The 22,584-nt window shown below is 73.6% G+C and carries 16 protein-coding genes and 1 pseudogene; 6 read left to right on the top strand and 11 right to left on the bottom strand.

The window, feature by feature from the left end; genetic code table 11:
- Window positions 1-72 precede the first annotated feature (72 nt).
- Window positions 73-1,038, bottom strand: coding sequence for an NADP-dependent oxidoreductase (locus tag IF61_RS0130450; protein WP_245684682.1), 966 nt, complete (start codon window positions 1,036-1,038; stop codon window positions 73-75).
- Window positions 1,039-1,213: 175 nt separating this feature from the next.
- Here IF61_RS0130450 and IF61_RS0130445 point away from each other — a divergent pair, with 175 nt between their 5' ends.
- A complete protein-coding gene (locus IF61_RS0130445) occupies window positions 1,214-1,612 on the top strand; it encodes a winged helix-turn-helix transcriptional regulator (RefSeq protein ID WP_052393281.1) in 399 nt (132 codons plus the stop codon).
- Here the strand turns inward: IF61_RS0130445 and IF61_RS0130440 are convergent.
- The 5 genes and pseudogenes from IF61_RS0130440 to speB form a co-directional block, all read right to left on the bottom strand.
- Window positions 1,596-2,177, bottom strand: coding sequence for a dihydrofolate reductase family protein (locus IF61_RS0130440; RefSeq protein WP_030369779.1), 582 nt, complete (start codon window positions 2,175-2,177; stop codon window positions 1,596-1,598). The genes IF61_RS0130445 and IF61_RS0130440 overlap by 17 nt on opposite strands.
- A gap of 77 nt (window positions 2,178-2,254) precedes the next feature.
- The gene (locus IF61_RS0130435) at window positions 2,255-5,992 is read right to left on the bottom strand and encodes an ABC transporter ATP-binding protein (RefSeq protein WP_030369778.1); all 3,738 of its coding nucleotides are present in this window, start codon (window positions 5,990-5,992) and stop codon (window positions 2,255-2,257) included.
- Window positions 5,993-6,107: 115 nt separating this feature from the next.
- Window positions 6,108-7,187: an esterase-like activity of phytase family protein gene (locus IF61_RS0130430; RefSeq protein ID WP_030369777.1), complete on the bottom strand. Its 1,080-nt coding sequence runs from the start codon at window positions 7,185-7,187 to the stop codon at window positions 6,108-6,110.
- Window positions 7,188-7,375: 188 nt separating this feature from the next.
- Window positions 7,376-9,179, bottom strand: a pseudogene (kdpB, locus tag IF61_RS32930) (potassium-transporting ATPase subunit KdpB).
- 372 nt (window positions 9,180-9,551) lie between these two features.
- Complete coding sequence (gene speB / locus IF61_RS0130420) at window positions 9,552-10,523, bottom strand: agmatinase (protein ID WP_030369776.1); 972 nt, start codon at window positions 10,521-10,523, stop codon at window positions 9,552-9,554.
- 181 nt (window positions 10,524-10,704) lie between these two features.
- Between speB and IF61_RS0130415 the strand changes: the two genes are divergently transcribed.
- Entirely contained in the window at window positions 10,705-11,493 is a 789-nt protein-coding gene (locus tag IF61_RS0130415; RefSeq protein ID WP_397945207.1) for a phosphatase, read from the top strand.
- A 37-nt stretch (window positions 11,494-11,530) separates the two neighbouring features.
- Here the strand turns inward: IF61_RS0130415 and IF61_RS0130410 are convergent, their stop codons facing one another.
- From IF61_RS0130410 to IF61_RS0130395, 4 genes are all read right to left on the bottom strand, one after another.
- Window positions 11,531-11,728 (bottom strand): hypothetical protein, encoded by a 198-nt coding sequence (locus IF61_RS0130410; protein WP_030369774.1) that lies wholly within the window; start codon window positions 11,726-11,728, stop codon window positions 11,531-11,533.
- 89 nt (window positions 11,729-11,817) lie between these two features.
- Window positions 11,818-12,756 carry an acyl-CoA thioesterase II gene (gene tesB / locus IF61_RS0130405; protein WP_052393279.1) on the bottom strand — a complete coding sequence of 313 codons (939 nt, stop codon included), beginning with the start codon at window positions 12,754-12,756 and terminating at the stop codon, window positions 11,818-11,820.
- A gap of 23 nt (window positions 12,757-12,779) precedes the next feature.
- Window positions 12,780-13,937, bottom strand: coding sequence for an acyl-CoA dehydrogenase family protein (locus IF61_RS0130400; RefSeq protein ID WP_030369772.1), 1,158 nt, complete (start codon window positions 13,935-13,937; stop codon window positions 12,780-12,782).
- 158 nt (window positions 13,938-14,095) lie between these two features.
- Window positions 14,096-14,734 (bottom strand): SACE_7040 family transcriptional regulator, encoded by a 639-nt coding sequence (locus IF61_RS0130395; protein WP_030369771.1) that lies wholly within the window; start codon window positions 14,732-14,734, stop codon window positions 14,096-14,098.
- Window positions 14,735-14,853: 119 nt separating this feature from the next.
- On the opposite strand from IF61_RS0130395, the gene IF61_RS0130390 reads away from it, so the two are divergent.
- Genes IF61_RS0130390 through IF61_RS0130375 form a run of 4 tightly spaced genes read left to right on the top strand, consistent with a single transcriptional unit; the run spans window position 14,854 to window position 20,755 of the window.
- Complete coding sequence (locus IF61_RS0130390) at window positions 14,854-16,485, top strand: carboxyl transferase domain-containing protein (RefSeq protein ID WP_030369770.1); 1,632 nt, start codon at window positions 14,854-14,856, stop codon at window positions 16,483-16,485.
- A gap of 8 nt (window positions 16,486-16,493) precedes the next feature.
- Window positions 16,494-18,650 (top strand): acetyl/propionyl/methylcrotonyl-CoA carboxylase subunit alpha, encoded by a 2,157-nt coding sequence (locus IF61_RS0130385; protein ID WP_030369769.1) that lies wholly within the window; start codon window positions 16,494-16,496, stop codon window positions 18,648-18,650.
- Window positions 18,651-18,664: 14 nt separating this feature from the next.
- Complete coding sequence (locus IF61_RS0130380; RefSeq protein WP_030369768.1) at window positions 18,665-19,585, top strand: hydroxymethylglutaryl-CoA lyase; 921 nt, start codon at window positions 18,665-18,667, stop codon at window positions 19,583-19,585.
- 9 nt (window positions 19,586-19,594) lie between these two features.
- Entirely contained in the window at window positions 19,595-20,755 is a 1,161-nt protein-coding gene (locus tag IF61_RS0130375) for an acyl-CoA dehydrogenase family protein (RefSeq protein ID WP_030369767.1), read from the top strand.
- Window positions 20,756-20,852: 97 nt separating this feature from the next.
- Here the strand turns inward: IF61_RS0130375 and IF61_RS0130370 are convergent, their stop codons facing one another.
- Window positions 20,853-22,511 carry a beta-N-acetylhexosaminidase gene (locus IF61_RS0130370; protein WP_052393278.1) on the bottom strand — a complete coding sequence of 553 codons (1,659 nt, stop codon included), beginning with the start codon at window positions 22,509-22,511 and terminating at the stop codon, window positions 20,853-20,855.
- Between the last annotated feature and the right edge of the window lie 73 nt (window positions 22,512-22,584).

Raw genomic sequence — 22,584 nt, 5'->3', positions numbered from 1 at the left:
TCACCCTCCCCTGGTTCGCACGGTCCGCCGCGAACCTACCGGGGGGCCGACCGGCGCACCAGCCCCTTTCCGTCAGCCGAGCGTCAGGACCACCTTGCCGCGCGTGCGTCCCGTCTCCACCAGCGCGTGGGCCTCCGCCACTGCAGCGAGCGGGAGTTCGGCCGACACCTCCACCCGCAGCTCCCCCGCCTCCACCAGTGCGGTGATCGCCTCCAGGGCCGCGCGGTCGGGCTCCACGAGGATGCCCGTGGCCCGTACGCCCCGCTCCGCCGCCAGCCGGGCCGCCTCCGGGTCCACGCCCGAGGGGACCGCGACCAGCAGGCCGCCCGGCCGCAGGGCGGCCAGGGAGCGGACCTGGTGGGCGGGGGTGCCGATCGAGTCCACCACCAGGTCGGCGTCGCGGACGCGGTCCTCGAAGCGGACGGCGGTGTGATCGAGGACCTCGTCGGCGCCGAGGGAGCGGACGAAGTCCGCCTTGGCGGGGCCGGAGGTGCCGATCACGTACGCGCCACGGGACTTGGCGATCTGCACGGCGAGGTGGCCGACGCCGCCCGCCGCCGCGTGCACCAGCACCCGCTGTCCCGCCCGTACGTCCGCCGTGTCGACGAGGATCTGCCAGGCAGTCAGCGCGGCCAGCGGCAGCGCCGCGGCCTCCGCGTGGGACAGGCCCGCCGGCTTGCGCGCGAAGTGCCGGGACGGCGCGGTGACGTACTCGGCGAACGCCGCGCCCAGGTGCGGGAAGCGCGGCATGCCGTACACCTCGTCCCCCGGCTGGAACAGCGTGACGCCGAAGCCCACCGCCTCCACCACCCCGGAGACGTCCCAGCCGAGCGTGAACGGCGGGTCGCCGAGCCAGCCGGCGATGCCCTCGCCGGCCCGCGTCTTGACGTCCACCGGGTTGACGCCCGCCGCGCGGACCCGGACGAGGATCTCGGCCGGCCCCGGTCCGGGGCGCTCGACCTCGGCGAGGCGCAGGACCTCGGGACCGCCGAAGCGGTCCTGGACGACTGCCTGCATACGGACCGGGGGCGTGGACATGTGCTGCTCCTGTGCGGTGTGCGGTGACGACGGCTGTTTGCGGCTGCTGGGCCGCTGAACCATGCTGTTGCGGCGCTCCCGGCACCGGCCAGACGGAACTTCCAGGTAACCGCCCGGGGGCTGCCGGGCATCCGCCCCTGGGAATACGCCCCGGCCCCGGCCGGTTGCCTCCTCCGTGGAAGATCTGTGCCCCTGCCGCCCCGTGCTCGACCGGCTCGGCGACCGCTGGTCCGCCCTCACGCTCAGCCTGCTCGGCGGCGGCCCGGCCTACTTCGGCGAGCTGGAGCGCCGGATGCGCCCGGTGAGCCGCAAGGTGCTGACGCAGACGCTGCGCGGGCTGGAGCGGGACGGGCTGGTGCACCGGACGGTCGAGGACGGTCAGGCCGTCGTCCGCGTGGCCTACGGCCTGACCGAGCTCGGGCGGAGCCTCATCGGGCCGCTCGCCGCCATCGAGGGCTGGCACGAGCGCCACCAGCAGACCGTGGAGCGGGCCCGGGCCGCCTACGACGCCGCGGAGCCCGGGCCGGGAGTGACCGCCCTGCGGGAGCGGGCCGCGCTCAGCCGGTGCACTTGACGTACGTCACCATGACGACGCCGTTGCCGAACGTGCGGGTCCCCTTGAGCTCGTAGAGCTCCGGGGCGAACTCCGACGCGAAGAGGGGGATGCCCTTCCCCGCAACGAACGGGTTGATCTTGAGGACGATCTCGTCGATCTCGTCGCGCAGCTGTCCCGCGAGGCTCGCCCCGCCGCACAGCCAGATCCCCTTGCCCCGCTCCCGCTTGAGGCCGCGGACCAGCTCCACCACGTCGCCGGAGAAGACGGTGACCGCGGGGTCGGGGCTGCTGGTGAGGGACTTCGAGACGACGTACTGCCGCAGGTGCGGGTACGGGCTGGTCATGCCGGTCGACAGGCCGGGCTCGTAGGTGTTGCGGCCCATCAGGACCGTGTCGAAGTCTCTGTTGTCCGGGCCGAGTCCGACGGCCACGCGGCCGCGCGCGGAGACGGTGTCGGGGTAGCTCTCGACCAGGGCGGCGACGTACGCGTCGTCCAGGATCGACATCATGAACCCGAACTCGTCGCCCGGGCCCGCGATGAAGCCGTCGATGGTGGTGGCGATGAAGTAGGTGAGCTTGCGCATGGGGTCCCCCGCTCGGTACGAAGCGCCTTCTCTTCTGCCTTCCGGCGCCAACGTACCGGGCGGGGAGCCCCCGCGGCCTACGCCGGCACCGCCTCGCCCGTGAACGTCCGCCACAGCTCCGCGTAGCGCCCCTCACGGGCCAGCAGCTCGGCGTGCGTGCCGTCCTCGGCGACGCGGCCGCGGTCGAGGACCACCACGCGGTCCGCGCGGGCCGCCGTGGTCAGCCGGTGGGCGACCACGAGCGTCGTGCGGCGTCCGGCCAGCCGCTCCGTGGCCTGGTTGACCAGCGCCTCCGTGGCGAGGTCGAGCGCGGCCGTGGCCTCGTCGAGCAGCAGGACGTCCGGGTCGACGAGCTCCGCGCGGGCCAGGGCGATCAGCTGGCGCTGGCCCGCGGAGAGGTTGCGGCCGCGCTCGGTGACCTCGTGCAGGTAGCCGCCGTCGAGGGTGGCGACCATGTCGTGCGCGCCGACCGCCCGCGCCGCGGCCTCCACCTCGGCGTCGGTGGCGTCCGGGCGCCCGTAGGCGATGGCGTCGCGCACGGTGCCGGGGAAGAGGTACGGCTCCTGCGGGACGACGCCGAGCCGGTGCCGGTAGCCGGTGGGGTCGAGCTCGCGCAGGTCGTGCCCGTCCACGAGGACGGCGCCGCTCGTCGGGTCGTAGAACCGCGCCACCAGCTTGACCAGGGTCGACTTGCCGGCGCCGGTCTCGCCGACGAACGCGACGGTCTGGCCGGCCGGGATCGTCAGCCGGATGCCGGACAGGGCGTGCTCGCCGTCGCCGTAGTGGAAGGCGACGTCGTCGAAGACGATCTCGCCGCTGAGCTCCCGCACCTCGCGCGGCCGCTCCGCCACGGGCGTGGTCGTCGGCTCGCGCAGCAGGCCCTGCACCCGGCCGAGTGAGACGGTGGCCTGCTGGTAGCCGTCGAAGACCTGCGACAGCTGCTGGACGGGGGCGAAGAACAGGTCGATGTAGAGCAGGTAGGCCACCAGCGCGCCCGCGGTCAGCGTGCCGTCGCTCACCCGGCCGGCGCCCACGATCAGGACCGCGGCGGCGGCCACGGACGACAGCAGCTGCACGAAGGGGAAGTAGATCGATATCAGCCACTGGCCGCGCACCCGCGCCTGCCGGTAGGACCGGCTGCGCTCCGCGAACCGCCGGGCGCCCGCCTCCTCGCGCCGGAACGCCTGCACGATGCGCAGGCCCGCGACGCTCTCCTGCAGGTCCGCGTTGACGAGCCCGACGCGCTCGCGCGCCAGCTCGTACGCCTTGACGCTCTGCCGGCGGAAGACGACGGTGCCGGCGACCAGCAGCGGCAGCGTCGCGAAGACCACGAGGGCCAGTTCCACGTCGATGACGAGGAGGGCGACGAGGATGCCGAAGAAGGTGAGGACGGAGACGACGGCGGTGACCAGACCGGTCTGCAGGAACGTCGACAGGGCGTCCACGTCCGTCGTCATCCGCGTCATGATCTTGCCGGTGAGCTCGCGCTCGTAGTAGTCGAGTCCCAGCCGCTGCAGCTGGGCGAAGATCTTCACGCGCAGCGCGTAGAGGATGCGCTCGCCCGTGCGGCCGGTCAGCCGGGTCTCCGCGACCTGGGCGGCCCACTGGACCACGACGACGAGCAGGGCCAGCCCCGAGGCCACCCAGACCGCTCCCAGGGCGAGCTGCTGGACGCCCTTGTCGATGCCGTGCCGGATCAGGACGGGCAGCAGCAGGCCGGCGACGGCGTCGACGGCCACGAGCAGCAGGCTGAGGACGAGCGGCGCGCCGAAGCCGCGCAGCAGCTGACGCAGCCCGTACGCCTCCTCGGGGCGCGCGGCCCGCTCCTCGTCCACGTCCGGGGTGTCGTCCGCGGGCGGCAGGGCGGCCACCTTGGCGAGCAGTTCGGGGGTGGCGGGCATGCCCGTGACGCCGTCGGCGGGGCCGGAGGGCTCGTCCTTGCGCACCCACAGGGCGGGAGTGACGCCGTTGACCACAGGGCGCGTGCGGCCCGCGGGCAGGCGGGAGGCCGCGGCGGGCGCCGCCTCCTCCGTGTGCGGCGCCTGGCCGGCCGGGTCCTTCACGACGCCCGCCAGCTCCCCGGGGTCCGTCAGCAGCGCGCGGTACCGCTCGCAGCGCTCCTCCAGCTCCTCCGCCGTGCCGACGTCGACGAGCCGGCCGCCGTCCAGCACGGCGATCCGGTCGGCGAGCGCCAGCGTCGACGCGCGGTGGGCGATGAGCAGGGTCGTGCGGCCCGCCATGACGCCGCGCAGCGCCTCGTGGATCTCGTGCTCCACGCGCGCGTCGACCGCGGACGTGGCGTCGTCCAGGAGGAGCAGGCGCGGGTCGGTGAGGATCGCGCGGGCGAGGGCGACGCGCTGGCGCTGGCCGCCGGAGAGGGTCAGGCCCTGCTCGCCGACGGCGGTGTCGTAGCCGTCGGGGAGTTCGCTGATGAAGCCGTCCGCCTGGGCGGCGCGCGCGGCGGCGCGGATCTGCTCGTCGGTGGCGTCCGGGTGCCCGTAGGCGATGTTCTCGCGGATGGTGTCGGAGAACAGGAAGCTGTCCTCGGGCACGAGGCCGATGGCGGCGCGCAGGGAGGGCAGGGTGAGGTCGCGGACGTCGTGGCCGCCGACGCGCACGGCGCCGCCGGTGACGTCGTAGAAGCGCGGCAGCAGCAGGGAGACGGTGGACTTGCCGCTGCCGGAGGCGCCGACGACGGCCACGGTCTCGCCGGGCTCGATGCGCAGGGAGAAGCCGTTGAGGACGGACCGGGCGGGGTCGTAGCCGAAGGAGACCCTGTCGAACTCGACCGTGGCGGGGGCGTCCGCGGGCAGCTCGCGCGCGTCCGGGCGCTCCTGGACGACGGGCTCGGTGTCGACGAGTTCGAGGACGCGCTCGACGCCGGCGCGGGCCTGCTGGCCGACGGTGAGGACCATGGTGAGCATCCGCACGGGGCCGACGAGCTGCGCGAGGTAGGTCGAGAAGGCGACGAACGTACCGAGGGTGATCTGGCCGCGGGTGGCCATCCAGCCGCCGAGGGCGAGCATGGCGACCTGGCCGAGGGCGGGGACGGCCTGGAGGGCCGGGGTGTAGCGGGAGTTGAGGCGCACGGTGCGCAGGCGGCCGGCGAAGAGCCTGCGGCCCACCTCGCGGAGCTTGGCGGTCTCCTGCTCCTCCTGGCCGAAGCCCTTGACGACGCGCACGCCGCCGACGGCGCCGTCCACGACGCCGGCGACGGCCGCGGCCTGTCCCTGGGCGTACCAGGTGGCGGGGAAGAGCCGGGTGCGGCTGTGCTTGGCGAGGATCCACAGCGCGGGGGCGACGGCCAGGGCGACGACGGTCAGGAGCGGGGAGAGGGTCACCATCACGACGAGCGAGATGGCGAAGAGCATGAGGTTGCCGATCATCATCGGCAGCATGAAGAGCAGGCTCTGGATCAGCTGGAGGTCGCTGGTGGCGCGGCCGACGACCTGTCCGGTGGACAGCTCGTCCTGGCGGCGCCCGTCGAGCCGGGTGATCGCGGCGTGCATCTCGGTCCGCAGGTCGTGCTGGACGTCGAGGGCGAGCCGGCCGCCGTAGTAGCGGCGGACGTACGTCAGGCCGTAGACGACTACGGCGGCGGCTATGAGGAGCGCGGCCCAGGGGGCCAGGGGGCGCTGGTGGGAGCCGATCACGTCGTCGATGATCAGCTTGGGTATGAGGGGCACGAGCGCCATGACGGCCATGCCGGCGAGCGAGGAGCCGAGGGCGAGGAGCACCGCGGTGCGGTAGCGCCAGCAGTAGCCGGCGAGCCGCCTGGCCCACCCTTGGCCTGTTGTGTCCTTCGCCGCTGCCACCCGAGCCTCCTGCGCTGCCGCTCTCGTCCTGCTGACGGAGGGCCCAACGCCCTGGACTGCGGATTTCATCCCGCCGCAACAAGGGACGGGCAGGAGGCCGAGGTGTGCGCACGCCCTACGGACGCGGCAGGCGCACCGTGAGCGCGTAGAGGCGGGTGATCTGCGCAGCGTTCTGGTTGTCGTCGCTCACCAGCAGCAGACGGAGGAACCCTCCGCTCCGCTTCGCGACGACGAGGCCCTCGATGTTGTCGAGGAGGGGGTTCCGCTGGGGCTGCCGCGCGGTCGCGCCCAGGGACGGGCACGCGCCGAGGTCGGCGAGGAGCTCCTTGCCCACGGGCCGGATACCGGCGCCGCCCGGCAGGTTCGTGACGGCGGTGACGTCGCTCGCGCGGCGCGGGTCGGCGAGGTAGAGCCGTACGGTGTTGCCGGCGCCGGCCGTGAAGCCGCGCTCCAGGACGAGGAGGCGGCCGTCGCCCGCCGCGGTGATCTCGGCGACGCCGAGGCCCTTGTCGACGGGGTAGGCGTACTGCGGGCCGAGGGCGAACTCCTGCCGGCCGTGCCGCTGCCAGCTCTGCAGGCGTACGAGCGGCCTGCCGGCGGTGTCCGGCCCGTCACCGGCCAGGGACTGCTCCATGGAGGCGATCAGCGTGCGCCCGCCGGGCTGCAGGGTCAGCCCTTCGAAGGTCTGGTTGGACACGGCGCGGCCTGCCGGCGCGACCTGGAGCGCGGCGGGCACCGGGAGGCGGCCCAGCAGCTTGCCGTCCTCGGCGTAGCGGCGCACGGAGGGCTCGGTCTCGGAGTTGACCAGCCGGGTGCCGTCGCGGTCGACGACCAGGCCCTCGGAGTCGAGCGGGCCGCCCTTCTCGTCGGCGAGGTTCACGACTCGTACGGGCGTCGCGGACGGCGTTCCGCGGCCCTTCTGCCGTACGTCGAGGGAGAACAGCTGGGAGCGGTCGGAGAGCGCGGCGACGGTGCCGTCCTTGTCGGTCGCGAGGGCCGAGAGGTTGCCGACGAACGCTCCCTGGAACGTCTTCTTGTCCAGGGCGTCGGAGAAGGCGTCGATCCGCACGGAGGGCGAGCACGCGTGCGCGGGCGCGTGCGGCTGCCGGGGCGCCGCGGCGGCGGTCGTCGGGGTCAGGCACGTGGCCGCGGCCAGCGCGGCAGCGGCGGCGGCGAGCGCGGATCGGGTACGCACGGGACGGGCCTCCTGAGGCGGCTGCGGGTGACTGCGCTCACCGTAGATCGCCGGGACTGGCACGGGAGTTGATTCGCGTGAACGTACGGGAAAAACGCGTGAACGTACGGGCTCCATCGCCCGGGGAATGCCCCCCGGCCCCCAACCGGTGGTGGGTGCGTCTCATGGCTCGGCCGCCGCCCCGCCCGTCACAGGCCCGGCATGAACTGCAGCAGCAGGTCGATGAGTTTGATGCCGGCGAAGGGCGCGATCAGCCCGCCCATCCCGTACAGGCCGAGGTTGCGGCGCAGCAGGGCGTGCGCGCTGGAGGGGGCGTAGCGGACGCCGCGCAGGGCGAGGGGGATCAGGGCGACGATGACCAGGGCGTTGAAGATGATCGCGGAGGCGATGGCCGAGGTCGGGCTGTGCAGGCTCATGACGTTGAGCTTCTCCAGGCCCTCGTAGCCGGCCGCCGGTGTTCATGGCCACGCCCACGTCCGCCTGGGCCAGCGCGGGAGCGTCGTTCGTGCCGTCGCCCGTCATCGCCACGAGCTTGCCGCCGGCCTGCTCCTCGCGGATGCGGGCGAGCTTGTGCTCGGGGGTGGCCTCGGCGATGTAGTCGTCCACGCCCGCCTCGGCGGCGATGGCCTTGGCGGTGAGCGGGTTGTCGCCGGTGACCATGACGGTCCTGATGCCCATGGCGCGCAGTTCGGCGAAGCGCTCGGCGATGCCGGGCTTGACGACGTCCTTGAGGTGGACGGCGCCGAGGACCCGGCAGCCGTCGGCGTCCTCCAGGGCGACGAGCAGCGGGGTGCCGCCGCCGGCCGCGATGGAGTCCGCGATCCAGGATGCCTCGGCGGGGACCTCGCCGCCGCGCCGGGTCACCCACTGCGCGACCGCGCTGCCGGCGCCCTTGCGGATGCGGCAGAACTCCCCGTCGTAGGCGAAGTCCGCCCCGCTCATCCGCGTCTGCGCGGAGAACGGCACGAAGCGGCCGTGTGCGAGTTCGCCGTCGCCGTGCCGGATCCCGTACTGCTGCGCGAGGGCGACGATGGAGCGGCCCTCGGGCGTCTCGTCGGCCAGGGAGGCGAGCTGGGCGGCGTCGGCCAGCAGCTCGTGCGGGACGCCCTTGACGGGCACGAAGGAGGCCGCGTGGCGGTTGCCCAGGGTGATGGTCCCGGTCTTGTCCAGGAGGAGCGTGTTGACGTCCCCGGCGGCCTCCACGGCACGCCCGGACAGGGCGAGGACGTTGCGCTGGACGAGGCGGTCCATGCCGGCGATGCCGATCGCCGACAGCAGGGCGCCGATGGTTGTGGGGATGAGAGTGACGAGAAGTGCGACGAGGACCGTGATGCTCTGCGGGGCGCCGGCCCAGCCCGCCATGGGCTGCAGCGACACCACCGCCAGGATGAAGATCACGGTCAGGGAGGCGAGCAGGATGTTCAGGGCCAGCTCGTTGGGCGTCTTCTGCCGGCTGGTGCCCTCGACCAGGGCGATCATGCGGTCGAGGAAGGTGTGGCCGGGGCGCGAGGTGACGCGGACGACGATCCGGTCGGAGAGCACCTTCGTCCCGCCGGTGACACCCGAGCGGTCGCCGCCGGACTCGCGGATGACCGGCGCGGACTCGCCCGTGATGGCCGACTCGTCCACCGCCGCGACGCCCTCGACGACTTCGCCGTCGCCGGGGACGGTCCCGCCCGCCTCGACGACGACGAAGTCCTGCGGGCGCAGGTCCGCGGCGACCACGCGCTCCTCGTACCAGTCGCGCCGGTCCATGCCGACCCGCCACGCGCGCAGCCGGCGGGCGACGGTGGTGTCGCGGGTGCGGCGCAGCGTCTCGGCCTGGGCCTTGCCGCGGCCCTCGGCGACCGCCTCGGCCAGGTTGGCGAAGAGCACGGTCAGCCACAGCCAGACGCTGATGAGCCAGGCGAAGGCGGACGGGTCGAGGAGCGCGGAGAGGGTGGTGAGGACGGAGCCCGCCTCGACCACGAACAGCACCGGGTGCCTGACCATGACCCGGGGGTGCAGCTTGCGGAAGGCGTCCGGGAGGGAGGCCGCCAGCAGGCGGAGGTCGACGGCGCCGCCGGACACCCGCCGGTGCCGTTTCCGCACGGGCGCGGGCGGGGCGGGGACGGGGGCGGCGACGTCCTGTTCGGGGAGCAGGTGCAGCGACAACGGGGTGGCCTTCGACGGAGGTGGGCGATCAGGGCGGTGATCACCCCAGCCAACCGTCCGGGCACGGCCCGTCACCGGATCCTTACGCGGCCTTGTCGGGCGGCGGGTCCGGGCTGACGCACCTTTGACGCGGCCGTACGGGCCCCCGAAGCGGAAAGCGCCGGGCGGGCCGGTCTCCCGGCCTGCCCGGCGCTCCGGGAAGGGGTCGCGTCAGCCGCGCGAGGCGGCGATCTGCCGCGACATGATCGTCGTCAGCTCGTACGCCGCGTGGGACGCGGCGACCGACGTGATCTCGGCGTGGTCGTAGGCCGGGGCGACCTCGACCAGGTCGGCGGAGACCAGGTTGCAGGAGGACAGGCCGCGCAGGATCTCCAGCAGCTCGCGGGAGGTCAGGCCGCCGGCCTCCGGGGTGCCGGTGCCGGGGGCGTGGGCCGGGTCCAGGACGTCGATGTCGATGGAGATGTACAGCGGGCGGTCGCCGACGCGCTGGCGCAGCTGGTCGGCGATCTCGTCGACGCCGCGGCGCATGACGTCGGCGGAGGTGACGATGCCGAAGCCCATCTTCTCGTCGTCCGTCAGGTCCTTCTTGCCGTACAGCGGGCCGCGCGTGCCGACGTGGGACAGCGCCTCGGTGTCGAGGATGCCCTCCTCGACGGCCCGGCGGAACGGCGTGCCGTGGGTGTACTCGGCGCCGAAGTAGGTGTCCCAGGTGTCGAGGTGCGCGTCGAAGTGCAGCAGGGCGACGGGGCCGTGCTTCTTGGCGACCGAGCGCAGCAGGGGCAGGGCGATGGTGTGGTCGCCGCCCAGGGTCATCATGCGGGCGCCGGTGCCGAGGATGTCGTCCGCGGCGGCCTCGATGGTCTCGACGGCCTCGTCGATGTTGAACGGGTTCGCGGCGATGTCGCCGGCGTCGGCGACCTGCGCGAGGGCGAAGGGCGAGGCGTCCTGGGCCGGGTTGTACGGGCGCAGCAGGCGGGAGGCCTCGCGGATGGCGTTGCCGCCGAAGCGGGCGCCGGGCCGGTAGGAGACGCCGGTGTCGAAGGGCACGCCGACGACGGCCACGTCCGCCGTGCCGACCTCGTCCAGGCGGGGCAGGCGGGCGAAGGTCGCGGGGCCTGCGTAGCGCGGGATGCGGGAGGAGTCGACGGGGCCGCGCGGTTCACGGGGGGCGGGGGTGCTCATGCTGGGGAGCCTCTCGAATCACGGACGCGTTACGGTCGAACCAACGTCGGGGCGGCTGCGGTGGACGTACCCGAGGGTAGGCAGGGCGGCGGGATCCGCACATGTACGTATCAGTGGATCCGGGCCCTCCATATGGACACCGCGTCCAGCACCGCAGTGATCGGGGGAGACAATGATCGGCATGCCGACACCGACCCGCAGCGAACTGATCGACCACCTCGTCCGTACGCGCATCGCCGGCGCCGTGGCGACCCCACGCGAGAACAACCTCGACCACTACCGCAAGCTGGCGAACGGCGACCGCCGCTACTGGCTCGGGCTGGAGCTCGGCGACCGCTGGACGGACGAGCAGGACGTGCTCGCCGTCATGGCGGAGCGCTGCGGCGTCAGCGACGACCTGAACCACCGGGCCGGCCAGGACCACATCGACCCCGAGCTGACCGCCGACGGCCTGGACCGCATGGCGAACGTGCTGGGCAAGGCGGCGGAGAGCCGGCAGCGCGTGCTCTTCGCGACCGGCCACCCGGGTGCCCTGCTGGAGACGCACCGCACCACGGCCGCGGCCATGCGCGCGGCGGGCTGCGAGATCGTCCGGATCCCGGGCGGGCTGACCGCGGACGAGGGCTGCGTCGTGCAGTTCGCGGACGTGGCGGTGTACGAGGGCGGGGCGACGCTCTGGCACACGCACTCCCCCAACCCGATGGCCGCGATCCTCGACGGCCTGCTGCGGGAGGGCAGCCCGCTGCCGGACCTGGTCGTCGCCGACCACGGCTGGGCGGGCTGCGCGGCGCAGCGCGGCATCGACGCGGTGGGCTACGCGGACTCCAACGACCCGGCGCTCTTCCTCGCGGAGGCGGAGGGCACGCTGCAGGTGGCGGTCCCGATGGACGACCACGTGAGGGACCCGCGCTTCTACGAGCCGATGACGGCGTACCTGCTGGCCGTGGCGGGGCTCCTCACGGAGGCCTGAGCGGGCTCTGTGGCCCTGTTACGGCGGGGCCCCGGGGCTAGCCCTCCGCGGGGCCGGGGCCGCCGTTCCAGCCCCGCACGCAGAGCCATGCGCCGCCCCAGAGCAGGGCGGCTTCGGTGCCCCGGAAGACGGCGAAGCCCACCAACTTGGACACTCCCGTCGCCTCGATGAGCGGGCTGTGCCAGAGGAAGGCCGCAAGGACGCCGAGGACGACGCTCACGGCGCCTCCGGCCATCAGCAATATCCTCGGCGCCGTTCCCATCCGTACAGCCGCGCGTGCCATGCGGGCCCCTCCCTCACACCGGTTGCGTCAACTCATCGATGTTACCGGCGGGTCATGCGCGCGTGGGGGACCCTCACCACACCCTCCTGGATCACCGACACCGCCAACTGGCCGCTCTCGGTGAAGATGCGGCCCCGGGCCAGGCCGCGGCCGCCCTGGGACGTCGGGCTCTCCTGGTCGTACAGCAGCCATTCGTCCGCGCGGAACGGGCGGTGGAACCACATCGCGTGGTCCAGGCTCGCGCCGACGACGTCGCCGACGGCCCAGCCGCCGCGGCCGTGGGCCAGGAGGACGGAGTCGAGGAGCGTCATGTCGGAGACGTAGGTGGCCAGGCAGATGTGGAGCAGGGGATCGTCCGCCAGTTTGCCGTTGGTACGGAACCAAACCTGCGACTTCGGCTCGCGCGGCTCCCCCACGCTGCCGAACGGCGGCTCGTCCGCGTACCGCAGGTCGACCGCTGAGCGGGCGTCCAGGATGCGGTCCACGACATCCGGGCCACCGAGGAGCGGGGCGTAGCGGCGCAGCGTCTCCGCGGCCGTGGGGAGGGTCTCCGGGGCGGGTGCGGCCGGCATGCCCTCCTGGTGCTCCAGTCCCTCCTCGTGCCGCTGGAAGGACGCGGAGAGGTGGAAGATCGGCTGTCCGTGCTGGACGGCCACCACGCGGCGCGTGGTGAAGGAGCCGCCGTCGCGGATGCGGTCGACGGTGTAGACGATGGGCACGGCGGGGTCGCCGGGCCGCAGGAAGTAGGAGTGCAGGGAGTGCGGCGGGCGGTCGGCGGGGACGGTGCGGCCCGCGGCAACGAGGGCCTGCGCGGCGACCTGGCCGCCGAAGACGCGCGGCACGAGGACGGCGCGACTGGTGCGGCCCCGGAAGATGTCCTCCTCGATGGGTTCGAGGTCGAGGAGGGCGAGGAGCTCGTCCAGCGGCGTGTGCGGGTCGGCCGCCGGTACGGGCGGAGCGGAAGTAAGGGGCTCGTTCATTGGAGTTCCGGGTCTTACCGGCCTTACAGGCCCATGGACTTGGCGATGATGGTGCGCATGACCTCGCTGGTGCCGCCGTAGATGCGGCTGACGCGGGTGTCCGCGTAGAGGCGGGCGATGGGGTACTCCATCATGTACCCGTAACCGCCGTGGAGCTGGAGGCACTTGTCGATGACGACGGCGGCCCGCTCGGTGGTGAAGAGCTTGGCGGAGGCGGCGTCGGCGGCGGACAGCTCGCCCGTCTCGTGGGCGTCCAGGGCGCGGTCCACGACCGCTTCCATGGCGTCGACGTCGGCCTTGCAGTCGGCGAGCACGAACTTGGTGTTCTGGAAGGACGCGACGGACGCGCCGAAGACCGTCCGGTCCTGCACGTACTCCTTGGCGAACCCGATGGCCGCGGCGGCCTGGGCGTAAGCGGCGACGGCGATGCCGAGCCGCTCCTGCGGCAGGTTCTGTCCCAGGTAGCCGAAGGCCTTGCCCTCCTCTCCGAGGAGGTCCCCGACGGGCACCTTGACGTCGGTGAAGGACAGTTCGGCCGTGTCGGAGGTCTTCAGGCCGAGCTTCTCCAGCTTGCGGCCGACCGCGTACCCCTCGGAGGTGGTGTCGACGGCGAGGATGGAGATGCCGGCGCGCCGGTCCTCGGGGGCGGGCGGGGCCGTGCGGGCGCACACGAGGACCCGGTCGGCCTGGACGCCGCCGGTGATGAAGGTCTTGGCGCCGTTGAGGACGTAGTGCGTGCCGTCCTCGGACAGCTTCGCCGTGGTCTTCATGCCGGCGAGGTCGGAGCCGGTGCCGGGCTCGGTCATGGCGATGGCGGTCATCATGCCGCCGGAGACGAAGGGCGGCAGCCAGCGCCGCTTCTGCTCCTCGGTGGCGTACTTGAGGAGGTAGGGCAGGCACAGCGCGGTGTGCACGCTGCTGCCGCCGAAGCTGACGCCCGCGCGGGCGCACTCCTCGGTGATGACGGCGTGGAACTTGAAGCCGCGCTCGCCCGCGCCGCCGTACTCCTCGGGCACCTCGATGCCGAAGACGCCGAGGTCGCCGAGCTTCTTGTAGAACTCGCGCGGGACGGCGCCGGCGTCCCGCCACTCGTCGTAGACGGGCACGACCTCGGTCGCGATGAAGTCGCGGATCGTTGTGCGGAAGGCTTCGTGGTCCTCGTTGTACACCGTGCGACGCATTGGCTGCCATTCCCCTCGTGCGGGCCCGGGGACCCCGGGCTCATGCCTGGCCAAGCGCTTGCTCAGGCGAAGCTACCGGGGAGTCACCAGGGCTGTCCAGAGTCGGCTGAGCCGTACGGGTGACTGCGCCCCGGCCGCGTCCGCGGCCGCGCTCCCGGCTACTCCTCCGGTCGCGGCTCGCCGTCCGACAGCGCCGCGAACGCCCCGTGGGCCAGCCTGCGCAGCAGGGCGGCGGTGGCCTCGCGGCCGGGGAGGGCGCCGGGCCGGCCGAGGTGCGGGGTGGAGTTGAGCAGGCCGAAGACGGCGTGGACGGCGGCGCGGACCTCCGCCTCGTACGGGTCCGGGTGGAGCCGGCGGACGACGTCGACCCACAGCTCCACGTACTGCCGCTGGAGCGAGCGCACCTGCTTGCGGTCGCTGTCGCGCAGCTGGCCCAGCTCGCGGTCGTGGAGGGTGATCAGCGCCCGGTCGTCCAGGGCGAAGTCGATGTGGCCGTCGATGAGGGAGCCGAGAACGGCGGCCGGGCCCTCGCCCGCCGAGGTGGCGTCGATGACGCGGCGGCGCCCGCCCGCGAAGAGCCGCTCGCTGATGCCGACGAGGAGCTCGGCGAGCATCGCGTCCTTGCCGGCGAAGTGCCGGTAGAGGCCGGGGCCGCTGATCCCGACGGCGGCCCCTATCTCGTCGACCCCCACGCCGTGGAAGCCGCGCTCGGCGAAGAGCCGGGCCGCCTCGCTGAGGATCTGCTCGCGGCGGGTGGGGGCGGCCTGGGCCGGGGTGCGGGTTGGTGCGTCGTTCACGAAAGTGATTCTAGACAGCGGCGTTAGTGGTCGTTAACCTGAAGGAAACGTGTTAACGCTCATTAACCGAGCGGGATCACGGGCCGAGCACGATGGGCCGAGCAAGGGAGCTCGAGTACATGCAGCAGGCACCGGCGCTGGGGAGCGCCGCCGATCCGGCGTCCGACGCCTGGCGGGTGAACGAGGCGGCGCACCGCGAGCTGTCCGCGGAGCTGCGGGAGCGGCTGGCCGCGGCGCGGCTGGGCGGCGGCGCGAGGGCCAGGGAGCGGCACACGTCCCGCGGCAAGCTCCTGCCGCGCGACCGGGTGGATGCCCTGCTGGACCCCGGCTCGCCGTTCCTGGAGCTCGCTCCGCTGGCCGCCGAGGGGATGTACGGCGGGGCCGCCCCGGCGGCGGGCGTGATCGCGGGCATCGGCCGGGTCTCCGGCCGCGAGACGGTGATCGTCGCCAACGACGCCACAGTCAAAGGCGGCACGTATTACCCGATGACGGTCAAGAAGCACCTGCGCGCCCAGGAGATCGCCCTGGAGAACAGGCTGCCCTGCCTGTATCTCGTGGACTCGGGCGGCGCCTTCCTGCCCATGCAGGACGAGGTCTTCCCCGACCGCGACCACTTCGGCCGGATCTTCTACAACCAGGCCCGGATGTCCGGCGCGGGCATCCCGCAGATCGCCGCGGTCCTCGGCTCCTGCACCGCCGGCGGCGCCTACGTCCCGGCCATGAGCGACGAGGCCGTGATCGTCCGCGGCCAGGGCACGATCTTCCTGGGCGGCCCGCCGCTGGTGAAGGCCGCGACGGGCGAGGTCGTCACCGCCGAGGAGCTCGGCGGCGGCGAGGTCCACTCGAAGGTGTCGGGCGTCACCGACCACCTCGCCGAGGACGACGCCCACGCCCTGCGCATCGTCCGCACGATCGTGTCCACCCTGCCCGGACGGGGCGCGCTCCCCTGGAAGGCCGAGCCTGCCGAGGAGCCCGCCGTCGACCCCGCGGGGCTCTACGGCGCCGTGCCGGTGGACTCCCGCACCCCTTACGACGTGCGCGAGGTCATCGCCCGCGTCGTCGACGGCTCGCGGTTCGCCGAGTTCAAGGCGGAGTTCGGGCAGACGCTGGTGACCGGCTTCGCCCGGATCCACGGCCACCCCGTCGGCATCGTCGCCAACAACGGCATCCTGTTCTCCGAATCCGCCCAGAAGGGCGCGCACTTCATCGAGCTGTGCGACCAGCGCGGCATCCCCCTGGTCTTCCTGCAGAACATCTCCGGCTTCATGGTCGGCCGGCAGTACGAGGCGGGCGGCATCGCCAAGCACGGCGCGAAGATGGTCACGGCCGTGGCCTGCGCCCGCGTCCCCAAGCTCACCGTCGTCATCGGCGGCTCCTACGGCGCGGGCAACTACTCGATGTGCGGCCGGGCCTATTCGCCGCGCTTCCTGTGGATGTGGCCCAACGCCAAGATCTCCGTCATGGGCGGCGAGCAGGCGGCCTCCGTCCTCGCCACCGTCAAGCGCGACCAGCTCGAAGCCCGCGGCGAGAGCTGGAGCGCCGAGGAGGAGGACGCGTTCCGCGCTCCCGTCCGCGAGCAGTACGAGACCCAGGGCAGCGCCTACTACGCCACCGCGCGGCTGTGGGACGACGGCGTCATCGACCCCCTGGAGACCCGGCAGGTGCTGGGCCTGGCGCTGACGGCCTGCGCCAACGCCCCCCTGCCCGAGAAGGACCCCACCGCGCCCGGCTACGGCGTCTTCCGGATGTGAGGCGGAGCATGTTCGAGACTGTCCTTGTCGCCAACCGCGGCGAGATCGCCGTACGGGTCATCCGTACGCTGCGCGCGCTCGGCATCCGCTCGGTCGCCGTGTTCAGCGACGCCGATGCGGAGGCCCGGCACGTCCGCGAGGCCGACACCGCCGTGCGGATCGGCCCGGCCGCCGCCGCGGAGAGCTATCTGTCGATACCGCGCCTGCTGGAGGCCGCCGCCCGCACGGGCGCCCGGGCCGTCCACCCCGGCTACGGCTTCCTCGCCGAGAACGCCGCCTTCGCCCGCGCCTGCACCGACGCCGGCCTCGCCTTCATCGGCCCGCCCGCCGGCGCGATCGAGCTGATGGGCGACAAGATCCGCGCCAAGGAGACGGTGCAGGCCGCGGGCGTGCCCGTGGTGCCCGGCTCCTCCGGCAGCGGCCTGACCGACGCGGAGCTCGCGGCCGCCGCCCTCGGCATCGGCATGCCCGTCCTCCTCAAGCCCTCCGCGGGCGGCGGCGGCAAGGGCATGCGCCTCGTCCGCGACGCCTCCCTGCTCGGCGAGGAGATCGCCGCCGCCCGGCGCGAGGCCCGCGGCTCCTTCGGCGACGACACCCTGCTCGTCGAGCGCTGGGTCGACCGGCCCCGCCACATCGAGATCCAGGTCCTGGCCGACGGCCACGGGCACGTGATCCACCTGGGCGAGCGCGAGTGCTCCCTGCAGCGCCGCCACCAGAAGATCATCGAGGAGGCGCCGTCGCCGTTCCTCGACGAGGCCACGCGCGCCGCCATGGGCGAGGCGGCCGTCCAGGCGGCCCGCTCCTGCGGCTACGCGGGCGCGGGCACGGTCGAGTTCATCGTGCCGGGCGACGACCCCTCCTCGTACTACTTCATGGAGATGAACACCCGTCTCCAGGTCGAGCACCCCGTCACCGAGCTCATCACCGGCCTGGACCTCGTCGAGTGGCAGCTCCGCGTCGCCGCCGGCGAGGAGCTGACCCTGCGCCAGGAGGACGTGACCCTCACCGGGCACGCCGTCGAGGCCCGCATCTGCGCCGAGACCGCGCGCGTGAGCGGTGACGGCGCCCGCGTCGACTTCCTGCCGTCCGCAGGCACCGTGCGGCTGCTGCGCGAGCCGGCGGGCGAAGGCGTCCGCGTCGACTCGGGCCTGTCGGAGGGCACGGACGTCGGCACGTCCTACGACCCCATGCTCGCCAAGGTCATCGCCCACGGCCCGGACCGGGCGACGGCCCTGCGCCGCCTGCGCGCCGCCCTCGCGGACACGGTCGTCCTGGGCGTCGACACCAACGCGGGCTTCCTGCGTCGCCTCCTGGCGCATCCGGACGTGGTGGCGGGCGCGCTGGACACGGGCCTGGTCGACCGGGATGCGGCCTCGCTCGTACGGCCCTCCGTCCCGGACGAGGTGTACGCGGCGGGGGCGCTGCTGAGCCAGGCGGCCCTGGAACCGCCGCGCGACGGCTGGGTCGACCCGTTCTCGGTCCCGGACGGCTGGCGCCTCGGCGGCGAGCGGGCCTGGACGCCCCACCACTTCCGGGTGCCGGGCGAGGATCCGGTGACGGTCCGCGTACGGGGGGCGGCATCCGCCGCGGAGCTCGTAGTGGGCGATGCGGAGGCGGCGGCACTCCGTGCGGTTGCCGTGCCCACCGCTGCTGCCGGGGAGCGTCGGCACACAGCCGACGGCACGGCCGGCGCTTCCCGCAGCGCGAAGCTGCTGCCGGGCTGGGGGCCCGGGGGCCTGCCCCCGGCTCAGGGGCGGGGTGGTGCGGGGGAAGAGGTCGTCCTCGAACTGGACGGCCGCACCCACCGCTTCACCCGTGTCCCCGGCCCGGAGGGCACCTGGCTCGGGCGGGACGGCGACGCCTGGCACCTGCGCGACCACGACCCCGTCGAGGGCGCGGCCGGCGGGGCCGGGGCCGCCGGGGCGGACACCCTCACCGCCCCCATGCCCGGCACCGTCACCGTCGTCAAGGCGAGCGTGGGCGACTTCGTCAGCGCCGGGCAGAGCCTCCTCGTGGTGGAGGCCATGAAGATGGAGCACGTCATCTCCGCCCCGCACGACGGCACCGTCGCCGAGCTGGACGTGACGCCCGGCGCCACCGTCGCGATGGACCAGGTCCTGGCCGTCGTCACCCCCGCCGCCACCGGCCCCGCGGAGGAATCGTGATCAGCGGACTGCCCATGGCCGTGCCCGAGCCCGGCCTCCCGCCCCGCGTCCGGATCCACGAGGTGGGCCCGCGCGACGGCCTGCAGAACGAGAAGGTGATCGTCCCGGTCGAGGTGAAGGCGGAGTTCATCCGCCGCCTCGCCGCGGCCGGCCTCGGCACGGTCGAGGCCACGAGCTTCGTGCACCCCAAGTGGGTGCCGCAGCTCGCGGACGCCGAGCAGTTGCTGCCCCTGCTGGACGGCGTGCCCGCCCGGCTGCCCGTCCTCGTGCCCAACGCCCGCGGCCTGGAGCGCGCCCGCGCCCTCGGCGCCCGCGAGGTCGCCGTCTTCGGCAGCGCCACGGCGTCCTTCGCCAAGGCGAACCTCAACCGGACGGTGGACGAGTCGCTGGAGATGTTCGCGCCGGTCGTGGCCGAGGCGCGCGAGGCGGGCCTGGCGGTCCGCGGCTATCTGTCCATGTGCTTCGGCGACCCCTGGGAGGGCGCCGTCCCGCTGGAGCAGGTCGTCCGGGTCGCCCGCCGCCTGCTGGACCTCGGCTGCGACGAGCTGAGCCTCGGCGACACGATCGGCGTGGCCACGCCCGGCCACGTCACCGCCCTGCTGACCGCCCTGAACGAGGCGGGCGTGGAGACCGGCCGCCTCGCCGTCCACTTCCACGACACCTACGGCCAGGCCCTGGCCAACACCCTGGCCGCCCTGCGGCACGGCGTCACCACCGTGGACGCCTCCGCCGGCGGCCTCGGCGGCTGCCCGTACGCGAAGAGCGCCACGGGCAATCTCGCCACCGAAGACCTTGTCTGGATGCTCGACGGCCTCGGTATCGACACCGGGGTCGACCTCGGCCGGCTCACCGCCACGAGCGTGTGGATGGCCGAGCAGCTGGGGCGGCCCAGCCCCTCCCGTACCGTCCGCGCCCTCTCCCATCAGGAGCCCTGAGCCATGCCGCTGGACCACCGCCTCACCCCCGAGCACGAGGAACTCCGCCGCACGGTGGAGGAGTTCGCACACGACGTGGTCGCCCCCAAGATCGGCGACTTCTACGAGCGTCACGAGTTCCCGTACGAGATCGTGCGGGAGATGGGCCGCATGGGGCTGTTCGGGCTGCCGTTCCCCGAGGAGTACGGCGGCATGGGCGGCGACTACCTGGCCCTCGGCCTGGCCCTGGAGGAGCTGGCCCGGGTCGACTCGTCGGTCGCCATCACCCTGGAGGCCGGCGTCTCGCTGGGCGCCATGCCCATCTACCGCTTCGGCACCGAGGAGCAGAAGCGCACCTGGCTGCCGAAGATGTGCTCCGGCGAGGTCCTGGGCGCCTTCGGCCTGACCGAGCCCGAGTGCGGCTCGGACGCGGGCGGCACGCGCACGACGGCCCGGCTGGACGAGGCCACCGGCGAGTGGGTGATCAACGGCACGAAGTGCTTCATCACCAACTCCGGCACGGACATCACCGGCCTGGTCACGGTCACCGCGGTCACCGGCCGCACGCCCGAGGGCAAGCCGCTGATCTCCTCGGTCATCGTCCCCTCCGGCACGCCCGGTTTCACCGTCGCCGCCCCCTACTCCAAGGTCGGCTGGAACGCCTCCGACACCCGCGAGCTGTCCTTCTCCGACGTCCGCGTCCCGAAGGCCAACCTGGTGGGCGAGGAGGGGCGCGGCTACGCCCAGTTCCTGCGGATACTGGACGAAGGCCGGATCGCGATCTCGGCGCTGGCCACGGGGCTGGCGCAGGGCTGCGTCGACGAGTCGGTGAAGTACGCCAAGGAGCGGCAGGCGTTCGGCCGGCCGATCGGCGCGAACCAGGCCATCCAGTTCAAGCTGGCCGACATGGAGATGCGGGCGCACACCGCGCGGCTCGCCTGGCGCGACGCCGCGTCCCGGCTGGTGCACGGCGAGCCGTTCAAGAAGGAGGCCGCCCTGGCCAAGCTGTACTCGTCGGAGATCGCGGTGACCAACGCCCGCGAGGCCACGCAGATCCACGGCGGCTACGGCTTCATGAACGAGTACCCGGTGGCGCGGATGTGGCGCGACTCCAAGATCCTGGAGATCGGCGAGGGCACGAGCGAGGTGCAGCGGATGCTGATCGCCCGCGAACTGGGGTTCGCGGGCTAGCGGGCCCCGGCGGCCTCGCCTGCCGGCCGCAGGCCTGGTGAAGGGTGCAGGGCCGCACCCGGAATCCGCCGTAGTGGCTGAGACCGCTGCGGCGGATTCAGGGGCGCGAGCGCCCCTTGCCTCCCAGGCGCAGGCCCGGTGAAGGGTGCGGCCACGGCACCTGCGGCGAGCGGTAGTACGCGATGCCGAGGGCGTCCCACCGCGGCCCCTGCGCCGCCAGGCGCCCCCGGTAGGACGCCCAGTCGTGCGTGGCCGGCGGGGACCAGCCGAGTTCGGCGATGCCCGCCAGCCGTGGGAACGCCATGTACTCCAGCTGCGCGCTCGTGCTGATCGTCTCCGTCCACAGCGGCGCCTCGACGCCCGCCACGGCCGAGGCGGGCGCGTCCGTCAGATAGCCGCCGGGGTCCCAGTCGTAGGACTGCCGCACCTCGACGAGCCCCGCCCACTGCAGGCCCAGCGGCGTGTCCTTGGTGTACTTCATGTCCAGGTACGCCCGGTCCGCGGGCGAGAGGATCAGCCCCGCGCCCGCCCGCGCCGCGGCGGCCACCCGGGCCCGTTCCGCGGCGCCGGTCCGGCCGTAACCCCAGTACTGCAGGAGCGCGCCGGGCGCCGGACGCGCCCCGGCCAGCTGGTGCCAGCCGATGACGGTCTTGCCGTGCCGGGCGACGACGGGTTGCACCCGGTCCATGAAGGCCGCGTAGTCGGCCGGGCTGGTCGAGTGGGCTTCGTCGCCACCGATGTGCAGGTAAGGGCCGGGTGTGAGCACCGCCAGCTCCCCGATGACGTCTTCCGCGAACTCGTAGGTGTCCTGCTTCGCCACGCACAGCGAGCTGAAGCCGACCTCCGTGCCCGTGTAGAGGGGACGCGCGACGCCGTCGCAGTTCAGCCGGGCGTACGAGGCGAGGGCCGCGTTGGTGTGCCCGGGCATGTCGATCTCGGGCACCACGGTGAGGTAGCGGCTCGCGGCGTGGCGGACGATCTCGCGGTAGTCGTCCTTGCTGTAGAAGCCGCCCGGGCCGCCGCCCACCTGCGTGCTGCCGCCGTACGCGGCCAGCCGGGGCCATGAGCCGACGGCGATGCGCCACCCCTGATCGTCGGAGAGGTGCAGGTGGAGGGCGTTGTACTTGTAGAGGGCGAGCTGGTCGACGTACCGCTTCACCTGGTCGACGGTGAAGAAGTGCCGGGCGACGTCGAGCATCGCGCCGCGGTAGCCGTAGCGCGGCGCGTCGGTGACAACGCCGCCCGCCACGGTCCAGGGCCCGGGCTGCCGGACGGTGCTCTCCGCGCGGGCGGGCAGCAGCTGCCGGAGGGTCTGGACGCCGTGGAAGAGCCCGGCGCCCTCCCGCGCGGAGATGGTCACGGAGCGGGCGGTGACGGACAGCCGGTAGCCCTCGGCTCCGAGGGCAGCGCCCGCGCCCTCGTCGTCCAGCACCAGCCGGATGCCCGGCCCGGCCGCCCCCGAGTCCACGACGGGCAGCCGGTAGCCCGTCGAGGGGCGCAGCAGCCCGGCCAGGTAGCCGCCGGCCCGCGCGGCCTCGCGGTTGCCGGGCGGCACCCGTACGACGGTGCGGGCCGTGATCTCGTACGGGTCCCCGCCGGGCCGCACGGACGCGGGGGCGGGCACGACGTGTCCGAGCGGGGCGGGTCCGGGCTCCGCGGCTGCGGACGCCGCCGGGGCGGCCGTCCCGCCGGCGGCGAGCAGCAGGGCGGCGCCGGTGAGCGCCAGGCATCTCGGTCCGAAGCTCGTGCGTCTCAACAGGAAGTCCCTTCGGCGTACCGCTCACGGGAATTCACGCGTACGAACGACCACTTGAGTATCGCCGGCCCCG

This window comes from Streptomyces roseoverticillatus, assembly GCF_000719265.1.
GTDB lineage: Bacteria > Actinomycetota > Actinomycetes > Streptomycetales > Streptomycetaceae > Streptomyces > Streptomyces roseoverticillatus.
Note: the sequence above shows the minus strand (reverse complement) of the source record. Positions and strands in the feature narration are given on the sequence as shown.

Bases quoted from the DNA above. Each gene is read 5' to 3' on its own strand.
- IF61_RS0130450 (WP_245684682.1), bottom strand. From the start codon at position 1,038: ATGTCCACGCCCCCGGTCCGTATGCAGGCAGTCGTCCAGGACCGCTTC.
- IF61_RS0130440 (WP_030369779.1), bottom strand. From the start codon at position 2,177: ATGCGCAAGCTCACCTACTTCATCGCCACCACCATCGACGGCTTCATC.
- speB (WP_030369776.1), bottom strand. From the start codon at position 10,523: ATGAGCACCCCCGCCCCCCGTGAACCGCGCGGCCCCGTCGACTCCTCC.
- IF61_RS0130415 (WP_397945207.1), top strand. From the start codon at position 10,705: ATGCCGACACCGACCCGCAGCGAACTGATCGACCACCTCGTCCGTACG.
- IF61_RS0130410 (WP_030369774.1), bottom strand. From the start codon at position 11,728: ATGGCCGGAGGCGCCGTGAGCGTCGTCCTCGGCGTCCTTGCGGCCTTC.
- tesB (WP_052393279.1), bottom strand. From the start codon at position 12,756: ATGAACGAGCCCCTTACTTCCGCTCCGCCCGTACCGGCGGCCGACCCG.
- IF61_RS0130400 (WP_030369772.1), bottom strand. From the start codon at position 13,937: ATGCGTCGCACGGTGTACAACGAGGACCACGAAGCCTTCCGCACAACG.
- IF61_RS0130390 (WP_030369770.1), top strand. From the start codon at position 14,854: ATGCAGCAGGCACCGGCGCTGGGGAGCGCCGCCGATCCGGCGTCCGAC.
- IF61_RS0130385 (WP_030369769.1), top strand. From the start codon at position 16,494: ATGTTCGAGACTGTCCTTGTCGCCAACCGCGGCGAGATCGCCGTACGG.
- IF61_RS0130380 (WP_030369768.1), top strand. From the start codon at position 18,665: ATGGCCGTGCCCGAGCCCGGCCTCCCGCCCCGCGTCCGGATCCACGAG.